This is a genomic window from Bradyrhizobium sp. 62, assembly GCF_023073035.1.
GTDB lineage: Bacteria > Pseudomonadota > Alphaproteobacteria > Rhizobiales > Xanthobacteraceae > Bradyrhizobium.
In genome coordinates this window covers 198,570-213,311 of sequence record NZ_JADPIT010000002.1, presented here as the reverse complement: position 1 = coordinate 213,311, position 14,742 = coordinate 198,570, and the positions used below count along the sequence as shown (strand labels likewise).

Genomic DNA, 14,742 nt, shown 5'->3' with positions numbered 1-14,742 from the left:
TCACGCAAAAGGGCCGCTTGCAGCGGCCCTTTTCTGTTTCGCTTCGCGAGGACGTTTTAGCCCGGCCAGCACTGCCCGCCGCCGTCGATCCGCAGCACCTGACCGGAAACGAAGGCGCCCATGGGCCCTGCGAAGAATTCGACCACGCGCGCGACCTCGTCGACGGTAGCGATCCGGTCGAGCGTGCCGGTCTCGACCATTCTGTCGGGGTCGACTGCGCGCGTTCCGAGGAAGCGGCCAGTGCGGGTATCTCCGGGCGCGATGCAGTTGACGGCGACATCGTAGGGGCGGAGCTGGTCGGCCAGGCATCGCGTGTAGTGGGTCACACCGGCCTTCGACACCGCATAGATCGAGCCCTGGGTACGTCCCTTGAAAGCGGCGACCGAGCCAAGCGTGACGATGCGGCCGCGTCGGCGCTCCATCATGCCGCGCGCGACCGCCTGGCATGTCAGGATGGTGGAGAGCAGATTGCGCTCCAGCACCGCGCGCACATCGGCCTCCTTGATATTCACCGCATCGTTCGGATCGGGCTTGCCGCCGCCGGCCGCGATATCGCCGCCGGCATTGTGCACGAGAATGTCGATCGGGCCGAGTGCCGCTTCGGTCTCCGCGATGACGCGTGCGATGTCCTCGCCCTTGGTGAGATCGCCGAGCACGCGCTGGCTGCGGACGCCGAATTCGCGGCCGATCTCGACGGCGACCGCGGTGAGGGTGGTGCCCTCGCCATACTCGGCCGGCCCGTTCTCACGCATGCCGTGGATGGCGACGTCAGCGCCAAGCGCGGCAAGCTTCTCTGCAAAAGCGCGGCCGAGCCCGCGTCCCGCGCCGGTCACCAGCGCAACTTTGCCTGCCAGAAGCTTGTTGGTGTCATGCGATGTCATGATCTTGTTCCTGTTGTGAATGTCAGTCTGCTGCGAGGTCGAGGCCGATCGCCAACGCCTGCACGAGGCACATCGGTGCGACAAGCGTACGCAGCGCGGGCTCAGGCATATCCTGGATCTCGAACACGACGCTCGCGCCCTCGACGATCGGGCTCAAAAGGCTGTCGGTGATGGAAATCGTGGGCACGCGCCGCGCGACGAGTTCAGGAAACAACCGCGCCGTATCCGGATAGTAATTTCGGAAGCTGATCGCGACCAGCGCGTCGTCTGATGTCGCCGCGTGCGACTGCTCGTGGATGCTGCCGCCAAGACCGTCGAGCAGGACGACGCGCCGTCCGAGCTTGCGCAGCACGTAGGCGAGGTGGATCGCAACCGGAAACGAGCCGCCCAGGCCGAGCAGATAGATGTCACGTGCCTTGGCAAGGATCGCGGTTGCGGCGTCGAGTTCGCGCGCATGGACGGATTGGCTGAGCGCGACCAGCGATGATTGCGCTTCGGACACGAAGCGCGACAATACCGCGGCCGGCTGGCGGCCGAGCACTGACTTCTCCTGGCTCTTCATGCGGGCGAGGCGCGCCTTGTAGCTTGGCGCGACGCCGGCAACGAGGCGTGAGCGGAACACCTGCTGCATCTCGGTGAAGCCGCCGAACCCGAGCGCATGCGCGAACCGAACGATCGCCGACGGCGGCACCCCTGAGCGCTGCGCCACCTCCGCCACGGTGCCGAGCGCGACATCGGTCGGGTGATCGAGCACGAACTCCGCGATCTGCTGCAGCCGGCCGGACAGCGCCCGGTGCCGCTGCGCAATCGCGCCGCGCAGTTCGTCATAACTCATGGCGCCAGCCGCCTTGTTCATCGAGTCGGATCTCCGGATCGGTCGCTTGTTTAACGGCATTTCATCGTTTGGATCAAATATTCTACTTTACATAACGGATGGAATGAATATTCTAATCTCACAAAAAAGCAAAAGACTTCGAAAACGGGAGGACACGATGAGAGGGCGTCAGATCTCACGGCGAAGCGTTCTGAAGGGCAGCTTGATGGCGAGTGTCATCGGCGGCACCGGCAGCTTCTTTGGGCCGTGGCGGCAGAATCATGCCTGGGCGCAAGGCGCGAAACCGATCAAGCTTGGCCTGACCTGCGATGCCAGCGGTCAATACGGCAACAGCGGCCAGGATGATTTCCGCGGCATCAAGATGGCGATCGACGAGATCAACGCCAAAGGTGGCGTACTCGGGCGCCAGGTCACGTTCATCACCGCGGACACCGAGACGACGCCAGCCACCGGCAGCCGCGTCGCCGAACGCTTCATCACCCGCGAGGACTGCACCATCCTGATCGGCGCGCTGCATTCGGGCGTCGCCAACGCCATCACGCAGGTCGCCAGCAAATACGGTGTGATCTACATGAACACCAATTCCTCGGCGCCGAGCGAAGCCGGGGAGAACTGCTCACGCGTGAAATTCGTCTGGGACGGCAACGGCACCAATTTTTCCAAGGCGTCGGTCAAGAATGCGGTGGACTCCATCGGCAAGAACTGGATGCTGCTGACCAACGACTATGTCTGGGGTCACACGACGTCTGCCGCGACAAGAACGCAGGTCGAGAGCGCTGGTGGCAAGATCCTCGACAATCTGCTGGTGCCGCAGAACACGCGCGACTTCACCGCCTATCTGCTGAAGATCCAGCAGGCCAAGCCCGACGTTGTGGCGACCGCGGTTGGCGGCGACGACATCAAGGCATTGCGCGAGCAGGTGGCGCAGCTCAAGCTCGACGGCAAGCCGGCCTGGATCAACAACCAGCAGGATTGGCCCGACGTGTGGGGTGCGCCCGACAGCCTGTTCGGCGTGTTCGGCACGACCTGGTATCACAAGCTGCCGCTGCCCGGCGTCGCCGAATTCGTCAAGAAGTGGCAGGCCGCCAACAAGGACGGCCCGATCCCGGTGCCAGGCAATGTCTCCTACAACGGCTACATGTCCACGCGCGAGCTGCTCCGCGCGATCGAGCGGGCTGGGTCGACCAACAACGTCAAGATCATCAAGGAGCTTGAGAACCTGAAGGTCTCGGCGACCGACCGCATGCAGCATTTCGACGCCTACATGGATCCGATGACGCACCAGATGCAGCAGACGATCTACCTGGCGCGACGCAACGCCAAGCCGGCCGACAATACCGATCTGTTCGAGATCATCAGCTGGACAGAGCCGAAATCCGCCGCTGACGATGCGGCGGCCGGCAAGTGCAAGCTCACGCCCTACGAGCAGGTGCCGACCGTCGACTCCTGAAGACGGCGCGTCACGTCGCAGAACGAGCGGCGCGCATCTCGCGCGCCGCGCACCGGGACCATCAGCGTCCCGGGTGACACATGCCAGTTGCGAGAGCCAAAAACCTTGTTCGACCTTCTTCCGCATCTCCTCAACGGCCTGACGCTCGGCCTGCTGTTCGCGCTGATCGCACTCGGCTTCATGCTCATCGTCGGGCTGATGGAGCAGATCAACCTCGCGCACGGATCCCTGTTCGCGCTCGGGGCTTATGTCGCCATGCAACTCACGGGGCCGCGCCCGCCATTGCCGACGGAACTTGCGAAAGCGTGGCTCGCGCTGCCGCTCGGCTGGCGCTATGCCGCCACGTTGATCATCGCGCCCGTGATCGTGAGTCTGGTCGGCATGCTGATCGAGCTCTGCATGCGGCGCACTTACGGCAAGGATCCGCTGTACGGGCTCCTCCTGACCTTCGGCGCCGCGATGGTGATCGAGGAGATGATCCGCCTGGTCTGGGGCACGCGCGACTACGTGCTGCAGGTGCCGTCTGCCATCAATGGCGGCTTCCTGTTCGGCGACCTGATCTGGTCGACCTATCGCTTCTACGCAGCGGGTATCGCCGCCGGGGTCATCGGCCTGGTCTGGCTGTTGATCGAAAAGACCTCCTTCGGCGCGACGGTCAAGGCCGGCGCGCATGACAGTGAGATCGTGCGCGCGCTCGGCATCAATCTGTCACGATTGCGGCTGCTGGTGTTCGTGTTTGGCACGATGCTGGCCGCGATCGCGGGCATCATCGTCGCGCCGATCTGGGGCATTCGCCCGCATATGGGCGTCGATGCCGTCATTCCTGCATTCCTGGTGATCGTGCTCGGGGGCGTCGGTAGTTTTTGGGGTGCGGTCGTGGCGGGTCTTTTGGTCGGACTGTGTGTCGGCCTCGCCGGTGCCTACGCGTCCGAATGGTCGCTGTTGTCGATGTACATCTTGCTCGTTGCCGTCGTGACGTTCCGCGCGCGTGGCCTCTGGGGCAAGAAGAGCGTGCTCGAAGCCTAAAGGGAATGATTGTGGAATCAAAATCTTCACCGGACGCCGCGCGCCTCGTGACGCCGACGATGCTGGTGCTCTGGCTCGTGCTTGCAACAGTGCCGCTCTGGATCACGCGGATCGGGCTCTATCCCTATCTCGGCATCGAAATCCTGATCTGGTCGCTCTACGCGCTCGCGTTCAACCTGGTGCTGGGCACCGCCGGACTTCCGTCGTTCGGTCATGGCGCCTATTTCGGCATCGGCGCTTATGCGTTCGGTCTCTGCCAGCTCGAAATCGTTGCAAATCTCTGGATATGTCTGATGGCCGCGGCCGCGGTCGCGGGCCTCGCCGGCGTGCTGGTGGCGCTGTTCATCTCGCACAGGCGCGGCATCTATTATGCCTTCATGACGATTGCCTTCGGCCAGATCTTCTGGACACTGGCGATCAAATCGCACCGGGTCACCGGCGGCGAAGACGGCCTACTCAAGATCAAACGGTTGCCGGCCGATTTCGGGCTGGTGTCTTTCGATCTCACCGACAATGTCGCGTTCTACTATTTCGTGCTCGCCGTCTTTGCGGTCGGCACCGCTGCATTGTGGCGGCTGGTGCACTCTCCCTATGGCCGCGTGGTCGCTGCGATCAGGCAGAGCGAAGTTCGTGCAAGCCATCTCGGCTATAATGTCTGGCTCTACAAGGTCGCGGTCTTTGCGCTGTCGGCCGCGGTCTCGGGCTTTGCCGGCGGGTTGTTCGCCATGGCTCAGCTCGCCGCATTCCCTGACGTCATGAGCCTGCATCAATCCGGCTACGTCGTGATGATGACGCTCGTCGGCGGTGGGCTTGTCAGCTTCTGGGGCCCGGTGATCGGCGTGTTTCTCTTCCTCACCGCCCGCGACGTGATCGGCGCGCTGACCAATGCCTGGATGCTCTATTTTGGTCTGCTTTTCATCGCGATCGTGCTGTTCCGCCCCGAAGGCATTGCCGGCGCGATCTCCGCTGCCGTGCAGCAGCACTCTCTCGGCGCCTTACGGCAGCGCGGTACCTCGGCGATGCGGCTGCTGTTCGGGAGCGGGCGATGAACATGATCGAAGCCGCGGCCGTTCATGTCCGCTTCGGCGATCGCGTCGTGCTGGAGAGCGTCGATCTCGCGGTCGCGGAGGGCGAGTTTCACGGTGTGATGGGTCCGAACGGCGCCGGCAAGACCACATTCTTCAATGTCCTCACCGGCCGAGTGAAGCCGAACCGGGGCCGAGTCCTGCTCGGCGGCGAGGATGTCACGGGCCTCAGCCCGCACCGCATCGCCGCCAAGGGCATCGCCCGCTCATTTCAGATCATGACGCTGTTCGACGAGTTCTCCGCGCGTGACAACGCCATGATGGGATTGCCCGAGTTTCGCGCCCGTGGCCACGATGTCGCGCGCGCAGCGGCAGGCGACAGCCGGTTTGCGGCGAAGTCCACCGAAGCGCTCGCAGCGGTCGGGCTTGCCGACAAGGGCGGCATCCGAGCGAAGGACCTGTCCTATGGCGACCGGCGCGCGCTGGAGATCGCGGTCGCCCTGGCGCAGGCGCCCCGCGTGCTGTGCCTGGACGAGCCGACCTCCGGTCTCGGCTCCGATGGGGTGCAACGGCTCGCAACCCTGATTGCTCGCCTGAAGGGGCGGCTGACCATCGTCGCCATCGAGCACGATATGGAGTTCCTGTTCTCGTTGGCTGACCGCATCTCGGTCATCCATTGGGGCCAGGTGGTGGCGCGCGGAACGCCACACGAACTGCAGCAGAACGAATGGGTGCGGCGCTCCAATCTCGGGAAGTTCGCATGATCCTCGAAGTGGACGCGGTCGATACCTTCTACGGCGAGACCCAGGCGCTGTTCGGCGCCTCGCTCGCGATCGAGCACGCCAAGGTGTTTGCGCTGCTCGGCCCCAACGGCGCCGGCAAGACGACAATGCTCCGCTCGATTCTCGGGCTGACGCGCCCACGCCGCGGCTCCGTTTGTTTCGACGGCCACGATGTCACGCGCGATCCAACCCACGAGATTGCGCGCGCCGGCATCGCTTGGGTGCCCGACGACCGCCGGCTGTGCCCGACATTGACGGTCGCACGCAACCTGTCGATCGCGCAAAAGCGCACGCGCTTTCGCCACTGGAGCCTCAAGGAGGCCGCTGCGATCTTCTCACCCCTCGAATATCTCGTGGAGCGCGACTGCGAAAACCTGTCGGGCGGCGAAATGCAGATGGTGGCGATCGCCCGCGCGCTGGTCGGCTCGCCGGGACTGGTGCTGTTCGACGAGCCGAGCCAGGGACTAGCGCCAAAAATCGTCGGCGACGTGCTTGCGACGATCCTGCGCATGAAGGACGAGGGCATTGCCTCGCTGGTCGTGGAGCAGAACGCCGAGATCGCGCTGTCGGTCGCAGACCATGCCGCGGTGATCGACCGCGGCCGGATCGTCTGGACCGGGGAGGCCGCGGTCTTGCGCGATGATCGCGGGCTTCGTCAGCGCTTGCTGGGAGTACAATAGTGGCCGCACCGCTGCTCGTTCTCGACGACGTGCGGAAGGTCTATACAAGGGGCCGCGTGATCCGCCGACCGTCATTCGCGCTGCAGGCGAACCTGTCGCTGGACGAACCTGACATCGTCGGTGTCGTCGGCCCGAATGGGGCCGGCAAGACGACCCTGTTCGAGATGATGACGGGCTCGAACGCACCGACCTCGGGGCGCGTGCTGGTCGCGGGCACCGATATCCATGGCGTCAAATATCGTGAGCGCGATCGGCTCGCGATCCACTATCACCAATCGTATCAGGTCAGGCGCTTTCGCAAGCGCATTCCGTCCGCCTTCCTGGCGCCATCGCCGACCCCGACGCCGCTGGTGCACCTGTTCGACGAACCGCAGTTCAACCTGCAGGACGGTTATATCGGCTTTATGCTCGATTTCTTCCGCAAGCTGCGCGACGAGGGCCGGCTGGTCGTGCTCTGCATGCACCCGACGGCCGCCTGGCACCTCGAGATCCTCGCCGAGATCGCCGGACGATTCCTGTTCGTGGCCGGCGGTAGCGTAACACCCATGGCGAATTTCGGCGCGCTCGTCGCAGATCCGCGCTGTCGCGCTTATCTCGGGCCGGAAATGACAAGGGCGGCGGACGCGATTTGTCGCGGTGCCGTTCACAGCTCGACCTAAAAGGAGAATCCATTGGCCTATTCGAACACCCAGCTTTTCATTGGCGGCAAATGGCGACCGGCCCATTCGGGCAAGGTGATCGAGGTGCGCAATCCCGCGACCGAAGAGGTGATCGGCACCGTCGCCCATGCCGGACGGTCCGACCTCGACGAGGCACTCGCCGCAGCCAGCGCGGGCTTCAAGATCTGGCGAAACGTTGCTCCCTTCGAGCGCTGCCGGATCATGCGCAAGGCCGCCGCGATCATGCGCGAGCGCAATGACGAGATCGCACCGTTGCTTACGATGGAGCAGGGCAAGACTCTCGGCGAAGCCAAAATGGAGGCGATGGCCGCCGCCGACGTGATCGAGTGGTTTGCTGAAGAAGCCAAACGCGCCTATGGCCGGCTGATCCCCGCGCGCGGCCCGGGCATCTATCAGCTCGCGATCAAGGAGCCGGTCGGCCCGGTCGCAGCGTTCACGCCCTGGAATTTTCCGATCAATCAGGTCGTGCGCAAGCTCTCCGCCGCACTCGGCGCCGGCTGCTCGATCATCGTCAAGGCCCCGGAGGAGACGCCGGCCTCGCCCGCACAACTGATCCGTGCATTTGCGGATGCCGGCGTGCCCGATGGCGTCATCAACCTGGTCTACGGCGTTCCTGCCGAGATCTCCGAATATCTCATTCCGCATCCGGTGATCCGCAAGATCTCGTTCACGGGCTCGACCCATGTCGGCAAGCAGCTCAATGCGCTCGCCGGCTTGCACATGAAGCGCGCCACCATGGAGCTCGGAGGTCATGCGCCGGCGATCGTTTTCAAGGACGCCGACGTCGCGTCGGCGGCCAAGATTCTGGCGGCAGCAAAATATCGCAATGCCGGTCAGGTTTGCATCTCGCCGACGCGGATGCTGGTGCAGGATGACGTGTTCCGTGAATTCGTCGACACCTTTGTCGACAGCGCCAAGACATTCAAGGTCGGCAACGGCCTCGATCCCGACTCCAAAATGGGTTCGCTCGCCAACCCCCGCCGCGTCACCGCCATCGAAGGTATGGTGCAGGATGCCGTCGGCAAGGGTGCAAAACTCGAGACCGGCGGCAAACGCGTCGGCAACAAGGGTCATTTCTTCGTGCCGACCGTGGTGAGCGACGTGCCGAAGGATGCGCGCGCCATGAACGAGGAGCCGTTCGGCCCGCTCGCGCTGATTTCGCGCTTCTCATCCTTCGACGAGGTGGTCGAGGAGGCCAACCGGCTGCCTTTTGGGCTGGCGTCCTACGCCTTCACCAGCTCGGCCAAGACGGCGGCCGCGATCGGTTCGGCGATCGAAGCCGGCATGATGTCGATCAACAGTTTTGGTCTCGCGCTGCCCGAAGTGCCGTTCGGCGGCATCAAGGATTCCGGCTACGGCTCGGAAGGCGGCACCGAGGCGATGGAGGGCTATTTCAATACCAAGTTTATCAGTCAGACCGGCGTGTGAACGCTGGACGATGCACGATCAGCGTTTGACGAAGACCAGGCCGCAGGCGCGTGCCTCGTTGCGCTTGCCGGTGCCGCGGGTGCGATCGAACTGCGCATCCACCGTAAAGGCGTAGGGCGAGCCGGGCGCGAGGTTGTTGAGAGTGTAGGTGCTCGCCCCCGTCGTTCCGCGCGCGCTCAAGGTCGTCTTGCCGTCCGCGGGGATCTGGCCATCGATCTCCAGGCGGTTGACGGCGCCCTGGCCCTGGGCGTCGGCATGAAAGACGCCGTTCGCAACCGTGGCAGACAGGGCCCGGGTGAAGCCCTGCGCCTTGCCAGTAGGCGGGCAGTTCAACGTCACGTCCCAATTGCCGTCGAAGTCCTTCGCGGTACGGGCGTTGCCGCTTGCCGGCGCGAGCGCCACTTTCTGCTTCAGACCTTCAATTCGGGCCTTGGCAAGCGTGGCGAAGATGCAATTTGGGAATCTCGTGAGATGGTCCTCGTATGCGCCAAGCGTGCCGATGCCGTCCGCGGCCTTCCAGTGCGCCTCTGCTGCCGCGCAGGGATCAGCCCGGGGTGCGGCTTGCGGCGCCGCCGGCGCTACCGTGACCGACACCGGCCCGTTCAGGTAGAACTTGCCGATGATCGACAGCGACAGCTCCGGGAGCTGGGTCTTGCCGCTGGAATCGTAGACGTCGCTGCTGATGTCGCGAAAGACCTCGCCGATCTCCTGGGGCTCCTCGATGTGCTTCAGGAACGCCGTCGTATAGGGGCTGTTGCGGCCGCTGCCGTCGGCCGCGGTCTGCCCTGACTGGGTTGAGAACGATACGATCGTGCCGCGTGGTGCTTCGACTTTCGACAAGCCCCGCCCGATCGAGGCAGCGCGCGTCATGCCGGCGGAGCGTTTCAAGGTTTCGGCCAACGGATTGTCGCGGCAGGAATCGAGGATCAGGATGCGCAGGTTCTTGGCCTGCTGCAGATCGTTCACGATATCGTCGACCCGCACGAAGCGCTTCAGATCCGCTTCGTCGCTCAGCACGGCGTCGACAGGCATCAGATAGTTCACGCCGTTGTACTGCATCGCATGGCCGCTGTAGTAGAACATGGCGACGTCGGCTTTGCTCGCGGCGCGCGCGAAGCGGATGGTCAGGTCCTGCATGTCGGCCTGGCGCAGGTCGCTGCCCTGGAGCACTTCGAAGCCGCTGCGCTTGAGCGAGGCGGCGACGTCTTCGGCATCGTGAGACGGATTGGGAAGCTTCGCCGTACTGGCATAGGCGCCGTTGCCGATCACCAGTGCGACCCGCGTTTCCGCCGATGCCGGCGCGACGAAAAGCCAGCAGGCGAGGAGGGCGAGGCAAAGTCCGGCCGGGCAAAATCTGGAAAGAGCACGCATGAATGCCTTCCAATGAAATGTCGAAAAATATCCCTCCAGATTAGCGCATGCCGCGCCGACATCAATGCCCTGCCAGAGAAAACGCGCGGATTTCCCGGCCGTGACATCCTGTCATGCCGGGCTCGCCGCCATCGTCTTGCGCACGGCCATTTCGGTCGCAATCGCGTCCCGCACGGCCGGTCGGGCCTGCATGCGCGCGAGATAGGCCGACAACGATGGCCATTGCGCGATGTCGACTCCTGCCGGACGAAGCAGCAGCAAAGCCCAGGTGAGGTGGGCATCCGCGACGGTGAAGCTGTTGCCGACGAGGAATTCGCGGCCCGCCAGATGCGTGGCAGGCATCGACAATGTCTGCGCGATCCTTGCACGCGGCTTGGCGAGCGAGGCGTCGTCCTTGTACCAGAAGGTTGGAAACAGGAACGCCTTGTGGATCTCGGCCCCGACGAAACTGAGCCATTCCTGGAGCCGATACCGGTCGGGATCCCCGAACGCGGGTGCAAGGCCCGTCTCGGGCTTCAAATCGGCGATGTATTGCAGCACCGCGGCGCATTCGGTCAGCCGCTCGCCATTCTCCAGCACCAGGACCGGCACGGCGCCCTTCGGCGAAACGCCGAAGAAATCGCTGCCGTCGTCCACGACCTGCTTGGTCTGGAGATGGACCGGATGATAGCGGGCCTCGAGGCGCGCTTCCATCAGCGCGATGCGGCTCGCAAGCGAGCAGGCCATCGGGGAGAAATAGAGTTGCAGCATCGCCCACGCTCCTTCAGGTCAGCGCCTCGGTTTGCACGATGATCGCAAACCGGTCCGACAATTCGGCCAGGGCGACTTCGTGGATGGTCCTTGCGGAGAGCGCTCCGCCGCGGCCGTCGGGAAGATCGCGTGTTGCACAGGCATCGGCTGCGATCGTCGTGCGCAGGCCGAGGTCGAGCGCGGCGCGGGCGGTCGAGCTGATGCACATATGGGTCATGAAACCGGCCAGCACGATGTTCGTGCGTCCGGTTGCGGCCAGCCGGACCTGAAGGTCGGTGCCGGCAAAAGCATTCGGCAGCGCCTTTTCGATCACGGCTTCGCTGGCGAGCGGCGCCACGTTCCTGACGATCGCGCCGCGCGCGGCCTCGCGGTCGAACAGGCTGCCGGCACGTCCCTTGTGCGCGATATGGAAGATCGCAGCGCCGCTCGTCCTCGCGCGGGCCAGCAGGCGCGCGGCGGCGGCGATCGCGGGCTCCGCATCCGGCAATACAAGCGGGCCGGCGCAATATTCATTCTGGATGTCGATCAGCACGAGGCAGGAATCGGCGAGCCTGGCCGGATTGAGATCTGCGCCGGACAATTCAAGCAGGGTTTTTGGGGCGGTCATGCGGGTTGGGCTTTCCTGGCGGTATCGGATGGCGCGACAGTAGCGGGACGGCGGCCTGCCAATGTGCAGGACTATTGCAGCATATGGCTGCAAATTTGCAGGAGCCGGTCGTGCCTGATAGGTTCATCGCCATGAATTGGGACGATCTGCGCATCATCGCCGCGGTCAGGGACGAGGGCACCTATGCCGGCGCCAGCGCACGGCTGCGCATCGACGAGACCACCGTCGGCCGCAGGCTTGCACGCATCCAGCGCGATCTCGGCGTGCCGCTGTTCGATGCGGTGGACGGCCAGCGTCGGCCGACGCGGAGTTGCGAGGCGGTGCTGGCGCATGTCGAGGCGATGGCCGCACATGCCGCCGAGATCGGTCGCGTCGGCGAGAGTCTGGCAGGCCCGGTGGGACGCCTGCGTATCGCCTCCACCAACACGGTTGCCGAGGAGGTTCTGTCGCCCCGCGCGAGCGACTTCCTGCGCGCCAATCCCGGCCTGACGCTGCAATTCCTCACCTCGAGCGAGAACGTCAAGTTCTCGCGCTGGGAAGCCGATCTCGCTATCCGTCTGCGCAAGCCTGACAAGGGCGACTTCGCGATCTCCAGGCTCGGTGACGTCAAGCTCTATTATTTCGAGCCTATTACGACCGAGGGCGAGCCGGTGCTGTGCGCCTATCCGGACGAACTCGGTGCCATTCCCGAGATGCAATTCCTGCGTATGAAGCAAGCCCACGCGCGCTGCGTCACCGACAACGTTCGCGTCATCCGTAACCTGATCCGCGCGCATCAGGCCGCCGGCGTGTTGCCGGAGCATGTCTGCGCGGACTTGCTCGGCGATCGCCGCTTGCGCGCCACACTGCTGCCTGGGCGCCGCGACGTCTGGCTGCTGGTGCAGAACCATCTCAAGCGAGATCCGGCGACGCGGCTCACCATCGAATGGATCCGCCGTTCCTTCAGCGATCTCGCGCGCGGCTGATTGCGACCCGTGAACGCGATCCGCGCGCGGCGCGACCAAGCAATGGGATTGCGTGCGCGCGAAGGTTGCGTAATCTCGTGACGACCACGGGCTTGATCAGGGCAGGCGCATGACCACTCTTCAGGAAACCATCCACCCGCAAGCCAAAGTGCGGGAATGGAAGGCGATCGTCATCCTGATCCTCCTGATTCCGGTGCTGTGGTCGCCGCCGTTCCTGTTTCGCATCTTCCTGTTCCAGCCGTTCAACATGCCGTCCGGCTCGATGACGCCGACGCTGGTCGTCGGCGACTACGTCTTTGCCGCAAAATATGCCTATGGCTATGGCCGCTATTCGTTTCCGTTCGCGCCGTCATGGATCTCTGGGCGTTTCCGGGCCGCCGAGCCCGAGCATGGCGACGTCGTCGTGTTCCGGACGCCAAAGGACACCTCGGTCGACTATGTCAAGCGCGTGGTCGGGCTACCCGGTGATCGCATCCAGATGCGGCAGGGCCAGCTCATCCTCAACGATCGCGCGGTGACACGCGTTGCCCTGAAGGCGGTGGTTGCCGGCTCCACTTGCGGCGCGGATGACGCTGCGAAGGCCAAGCGCTGGCGCGAGACGCTGCCGAACGGCGCCTCCTACGTGACGCAGGACTGCGTCGACAACGGCTACTACGACAACACCGACGTCTACACCGTGCCGCCGGGCCATTTCTTCGTGCTCGGTGATAACAGAGACAACTCGAGCGACAGCCGCGTGATGTCGTCGATCGGATTCGTGCCGATGGATAATCTGGTAGGCAAGGTGACGAGGATATTCTGGTCGCTCGACCAGCACGGCGAGCCGCACATGGAGCGGCTGGGGAAGGTGTGGTGAGGCCGTCCCGTCATTTCGGGCCCGGCGCTGCGCGCCGCTCTGGAATGAGGAGCGGAGAAAACAAAAACCCCGGCATCGCTGCCGGGGTTTCGCATTTTGTCGTTTGCCGGAATGGCTGGACTTAGAAATCCATGCCGCCCATGCCGCCGCCCGGGGGCATCGCGGGACCGGAGCCGCCCTTCTTGGGCAGCTCGGCGACCATGGCTTCCGTGGTGATCAGGAGAGCCGCAACCGAAGCCGCGTTCTGGATCGCCGCGCGAACCACCTTGGTCGGGTCGATGATGCCCTTCTTGACGAGATCGCCGTATTCGCCGGTCTGCGAGTCGAAGCCGTAAGCGTACGACTTGTTCTCGAGGATCTTGCCGACGATCACGGAGCCGTCTTCACCGGCGTTGATCGCGATCTGCCGAGCCGGCGCGGAGAGCGCCTTGCGCACGATCTCGACGCCGGTCTTCTGGTCGTCGTTCTTGGTGCGCAGGCCCTTGAGCTGCTCGGAGGCACGGAGCAGGGCGACGCCGCCGCCCGGGACGATGCCTTCCTCGACCGCGGCGCGGGTCGCATGCATCGCGTCATCGACGCGATCCTTGCGCTCCTTCACCTCGACCTCGGTCGCGCCGCCGACGCGGATCACCGCGACGCCGCCCGCGAGCTTGGCAAGACGCTCCTGGAGCTTCTCACGGTCGTAGTCCGAGGTGGTTTCCTCGATCTGCGCCTTGATCTGGGACACGCGCGCCTCGATGTCGGCCTTCTTGCCGGCGCCATTGACGATCGTGGTGTTCTCCTTGTCGATCATCACCTTCTTGGCGCGACCGAGCATGGCGAGCGTGACGTTCTCCATCTTGATGCCGAGATCTTCAGAGATCGCCTGACCACCGGTCAGAACCGCGATGTCCTGCAGCATGGCCTTGCGGCGATCGCCGAAGCCCGGAGCCTTGACGGCCGCGACCTTCAGACCACCGCGCAGACGGTTCACGACAAGCGTGGCCAAAGCTTCGCCTTCGACGTCTTCGGCGACGATGACCAGCGGCTTGCCGGTCTGCACCACGGCTTCGAGCAGCGGCAGCAGTTCGTTCAGGTTGGAGAGCTTCTTCTCGTTGATCAGGATGTAGGCGTCGTCGAATTCAACGCGCATCTTGTCGGCGTTGGTGACGAAGTAGGGCGAGATGTAGCCACGGTCGAACTGCATGCCTTCGACGACGTCGAGTTCGGTCTCGAGCGACTTGGCTTCCTCGACCGTGATGACGCCCTCGTTGCCGACCTTCTTCATGGCGTCGGAGAGGAACTTGCCGATTTCGGCGTCGCCGTTGGCGGAGATGGTGCCGACCTGGGCGATTTCCTCGTTCGAGGTGACCTTCTTGGAGTTCTTGACGAGGTCGGCGACCACGGCTTCCACCGCCATGTCGATA

15 protein-coding genes are annotated in these 14,742 nt (G+C 64.2%); 9 read left to right on the top strand and 6 right to left on the bottom strand.

The features are described from left to right. Positions 1-56: 56 nt before the first annotated feature. Entirely contained in the window at positions 57-881 is an 825-nt protein-coding gene (locus tag IVB47_RS01080; protein WP_018455609.1) for an SDR family NAD(P)-dependent oxidoreductase, read from the bottom strand. 22 nt (positions 882-903) lie between these two features. Further along, the gene (locus tag IVB47_RS01075; protein ID WP_247459404.1) at positions 904-1,737 is read right to left on the bottom strand and encodes a MurR/RpiR family transcriptional regulator; all 834 of its coding nucleotides are present in this window, start codon (positions 1,735-1,737) and stop codon (positions 904-906) included. 184 nt (positions 1,738-1,921) lie between these two features. On the opposite strand from IVB47_RS01075, the gene IVB47_RS01070 reads away from it, so the two are divergent. The 7 genes from IVB47_RS01070 to IVB47_RS01040 all read left to right on the top strand — a co-directional run bounded on the left by IVB47_RS01070 (position 1,922) and on the right by IVB47_RS01040 (position 8,787). After that, a complete protein-coding gene (locus IVB47_RS01070) occupies positions 1,922-3,166 on the top strand; it encodes an ABC transporter substrate-binding protein (RefSeq protein WP_063995819.1) in 1,245 nt (414 codons plus the stop codon). A gap of 105 nt (positions 3,167-3,271) precedes the next feature. After that, on the top strand, positions 3,272-4,192 hold the full coding sequence (locus IVB47_RS01065; protein WP_247400321.1) for a branched-chain amino acid ABC transporter permease: 921 nt from the start codon (positions 3,272-3,274) through the stop codon (positions 4,190-4,192). Between the two features lie 5 nt (positions 4,193-4,197). Beyond that, positions 4,198-5,241, top strand: a complete 1,044-nt coding sequence (locus tag IVB47_RS01060; RefSeq protein WP_247287200.1) for a branched-chain amino acid ABC transporter permease — start codon at positions 4,198-4,200, stop codon at positions 5,239-5,241. Next, positions 5,238-5,981 (top strand): ABC transporter ATP-binding protein, encoded by a 744-nt coding sequence (locus IVB47_RS01055; protein WP_247459402.1) that lies wholly within the window; start codon positions 5,238-5,240, stop codon positions 5,979-5,981. Before IVB47_RS01060 ends, IVB47_RS01055 begins: the two co-directional genes overlap by 4 nt. Then, positions 5,978-6,679: an ABC transporter ATP-binding protein gene (locus IVB47_RS01050; protein ID WP_247459401.1), complete on the top strand. Its 702-nt coding sequence runs from the start codon at positions 5,978-5,980 to the stop codon at positions 6,677-6,679. The genes IVB47_RS01055 and IVB47_RS01050 overlap by 4 nt, the downstream gene beginning before the upstream one ends. Continuing rightward, the gene (locus tag IVB47_RS01045; RefSeq protein WP_247459400.1) at positions 6,679-7,338 is read left to right on the top strand and encodes an ATP-binding cassette domain-containing protein; all 660 of its coding nucleotides are present in this window, start codon (positions 6,679-6,681) and stop codon (positions 7,336-7,338) included. The genes IVB47_RS01050 and IVB47_RS01045 overlap by 1 nt, the downstream gene beginning before the upstream one ends. Before the next feature lie 12 nt (positions 7,339-7,350). After that, the gene (locus IVB47_RS01040) at positions 7,351-8,787 is read left to right on the top strand and encodes an NAD-dependent succinate-semialdehyde dehydrogenase (RefSeq protein ID WP_247459398.1); all 1,437 of its coding nucleotides are present in this window, start codon (positions 7,351-7,353) and stop codon (positions 8,785-8,787) included. A gap of 18 nt (positions 8,788-8,805) precedes the next feature. On the opposite strand, the gene IVB47_RS01035 is transcribed toward IVB47_RS01040, so the two are convergent. The 3 genes from IVB47_RS01035 to IVB47_RS01025 all read right to left on the bottom strand — a co-directional run bounded on the left by IVB47_RS01035 (position 8,806) and on the right by IVB47_RS01025 (position 11,515). Further along, the gene (locus tag IVB47_RS01035) at positions 8,806-10,158 is read right to left on the bottom strand and encodes a caspase family protein (protein WP_247459397.1); all 1,353 of its coding nucleotides are present in this window, start codon (positions 10,156-10,158) and stop codon (positions 8,806-8,808) included. 111 nt (positions 10,159-10,269) lie between these two features. Further along, positions 10,270-10,908: a glutathione binding-like protein gene (locus IVB47_RS01030; RefSeq protein ID WP_247459395.1), complete on the bottom strand. Its 639-nt coding sequence runs from the start codon at positions 10,906-10,908 to the stop codon at positions 10,270-10,272. A 13-nt stretch (positions 10,909-10,921) separates the two neighbouring features. Next, positions 10,922-11,515, bottom strand: coding sequence for a cysteine hydrolase family protein (locus IVB47_RS01025; protein WP_247459393.1), 594 nt, complete (start codon positions 11,513-11,515; stop codon positions 10,922-10,924). Between the two features lie 131 nt (positions 11,516-11,646). Between IVB47_RS01025 and IVB47_RS01020 the strand changes: the two genes are divergently transcribed. Together IVB47_RS01020 and lepB are read left to right on the top strand one after the other, a co-directional pair. Continuing rightward, a complete protein-coding gene (locus tag IVB47_RS01020; protein ID WP_247459540.1) occupies positions 11,647-12,480 on the top strand; it encodes a LysR family transcriptional regulator in 834 nt (277 codons plus the stop codon). 109 nt (positions 12,481-12,589) lie between these two features. Continuing rightward, complete coding sequence (gene lepB / locus IVB47_RS01015) at positions 12,590-13,336, top strand: signal peptidase I (protein WP_247459391.1); 747 nt, start codon at positions 12,590-12,592, stop codon at positions 13,334-13,336. Between the two features lie 121 nt (positions 13,337-13,457). Here lepB and groL read toward each other — a convergent pair. Next, on the bottom strand, positions 13,458-14,742 hold a 1,285-nt coding region (gene groL / locus IVB47_RS01010; RefSeq protein WP_247459389.1), incomplete at its 5' end, for a chaperonin GroEL.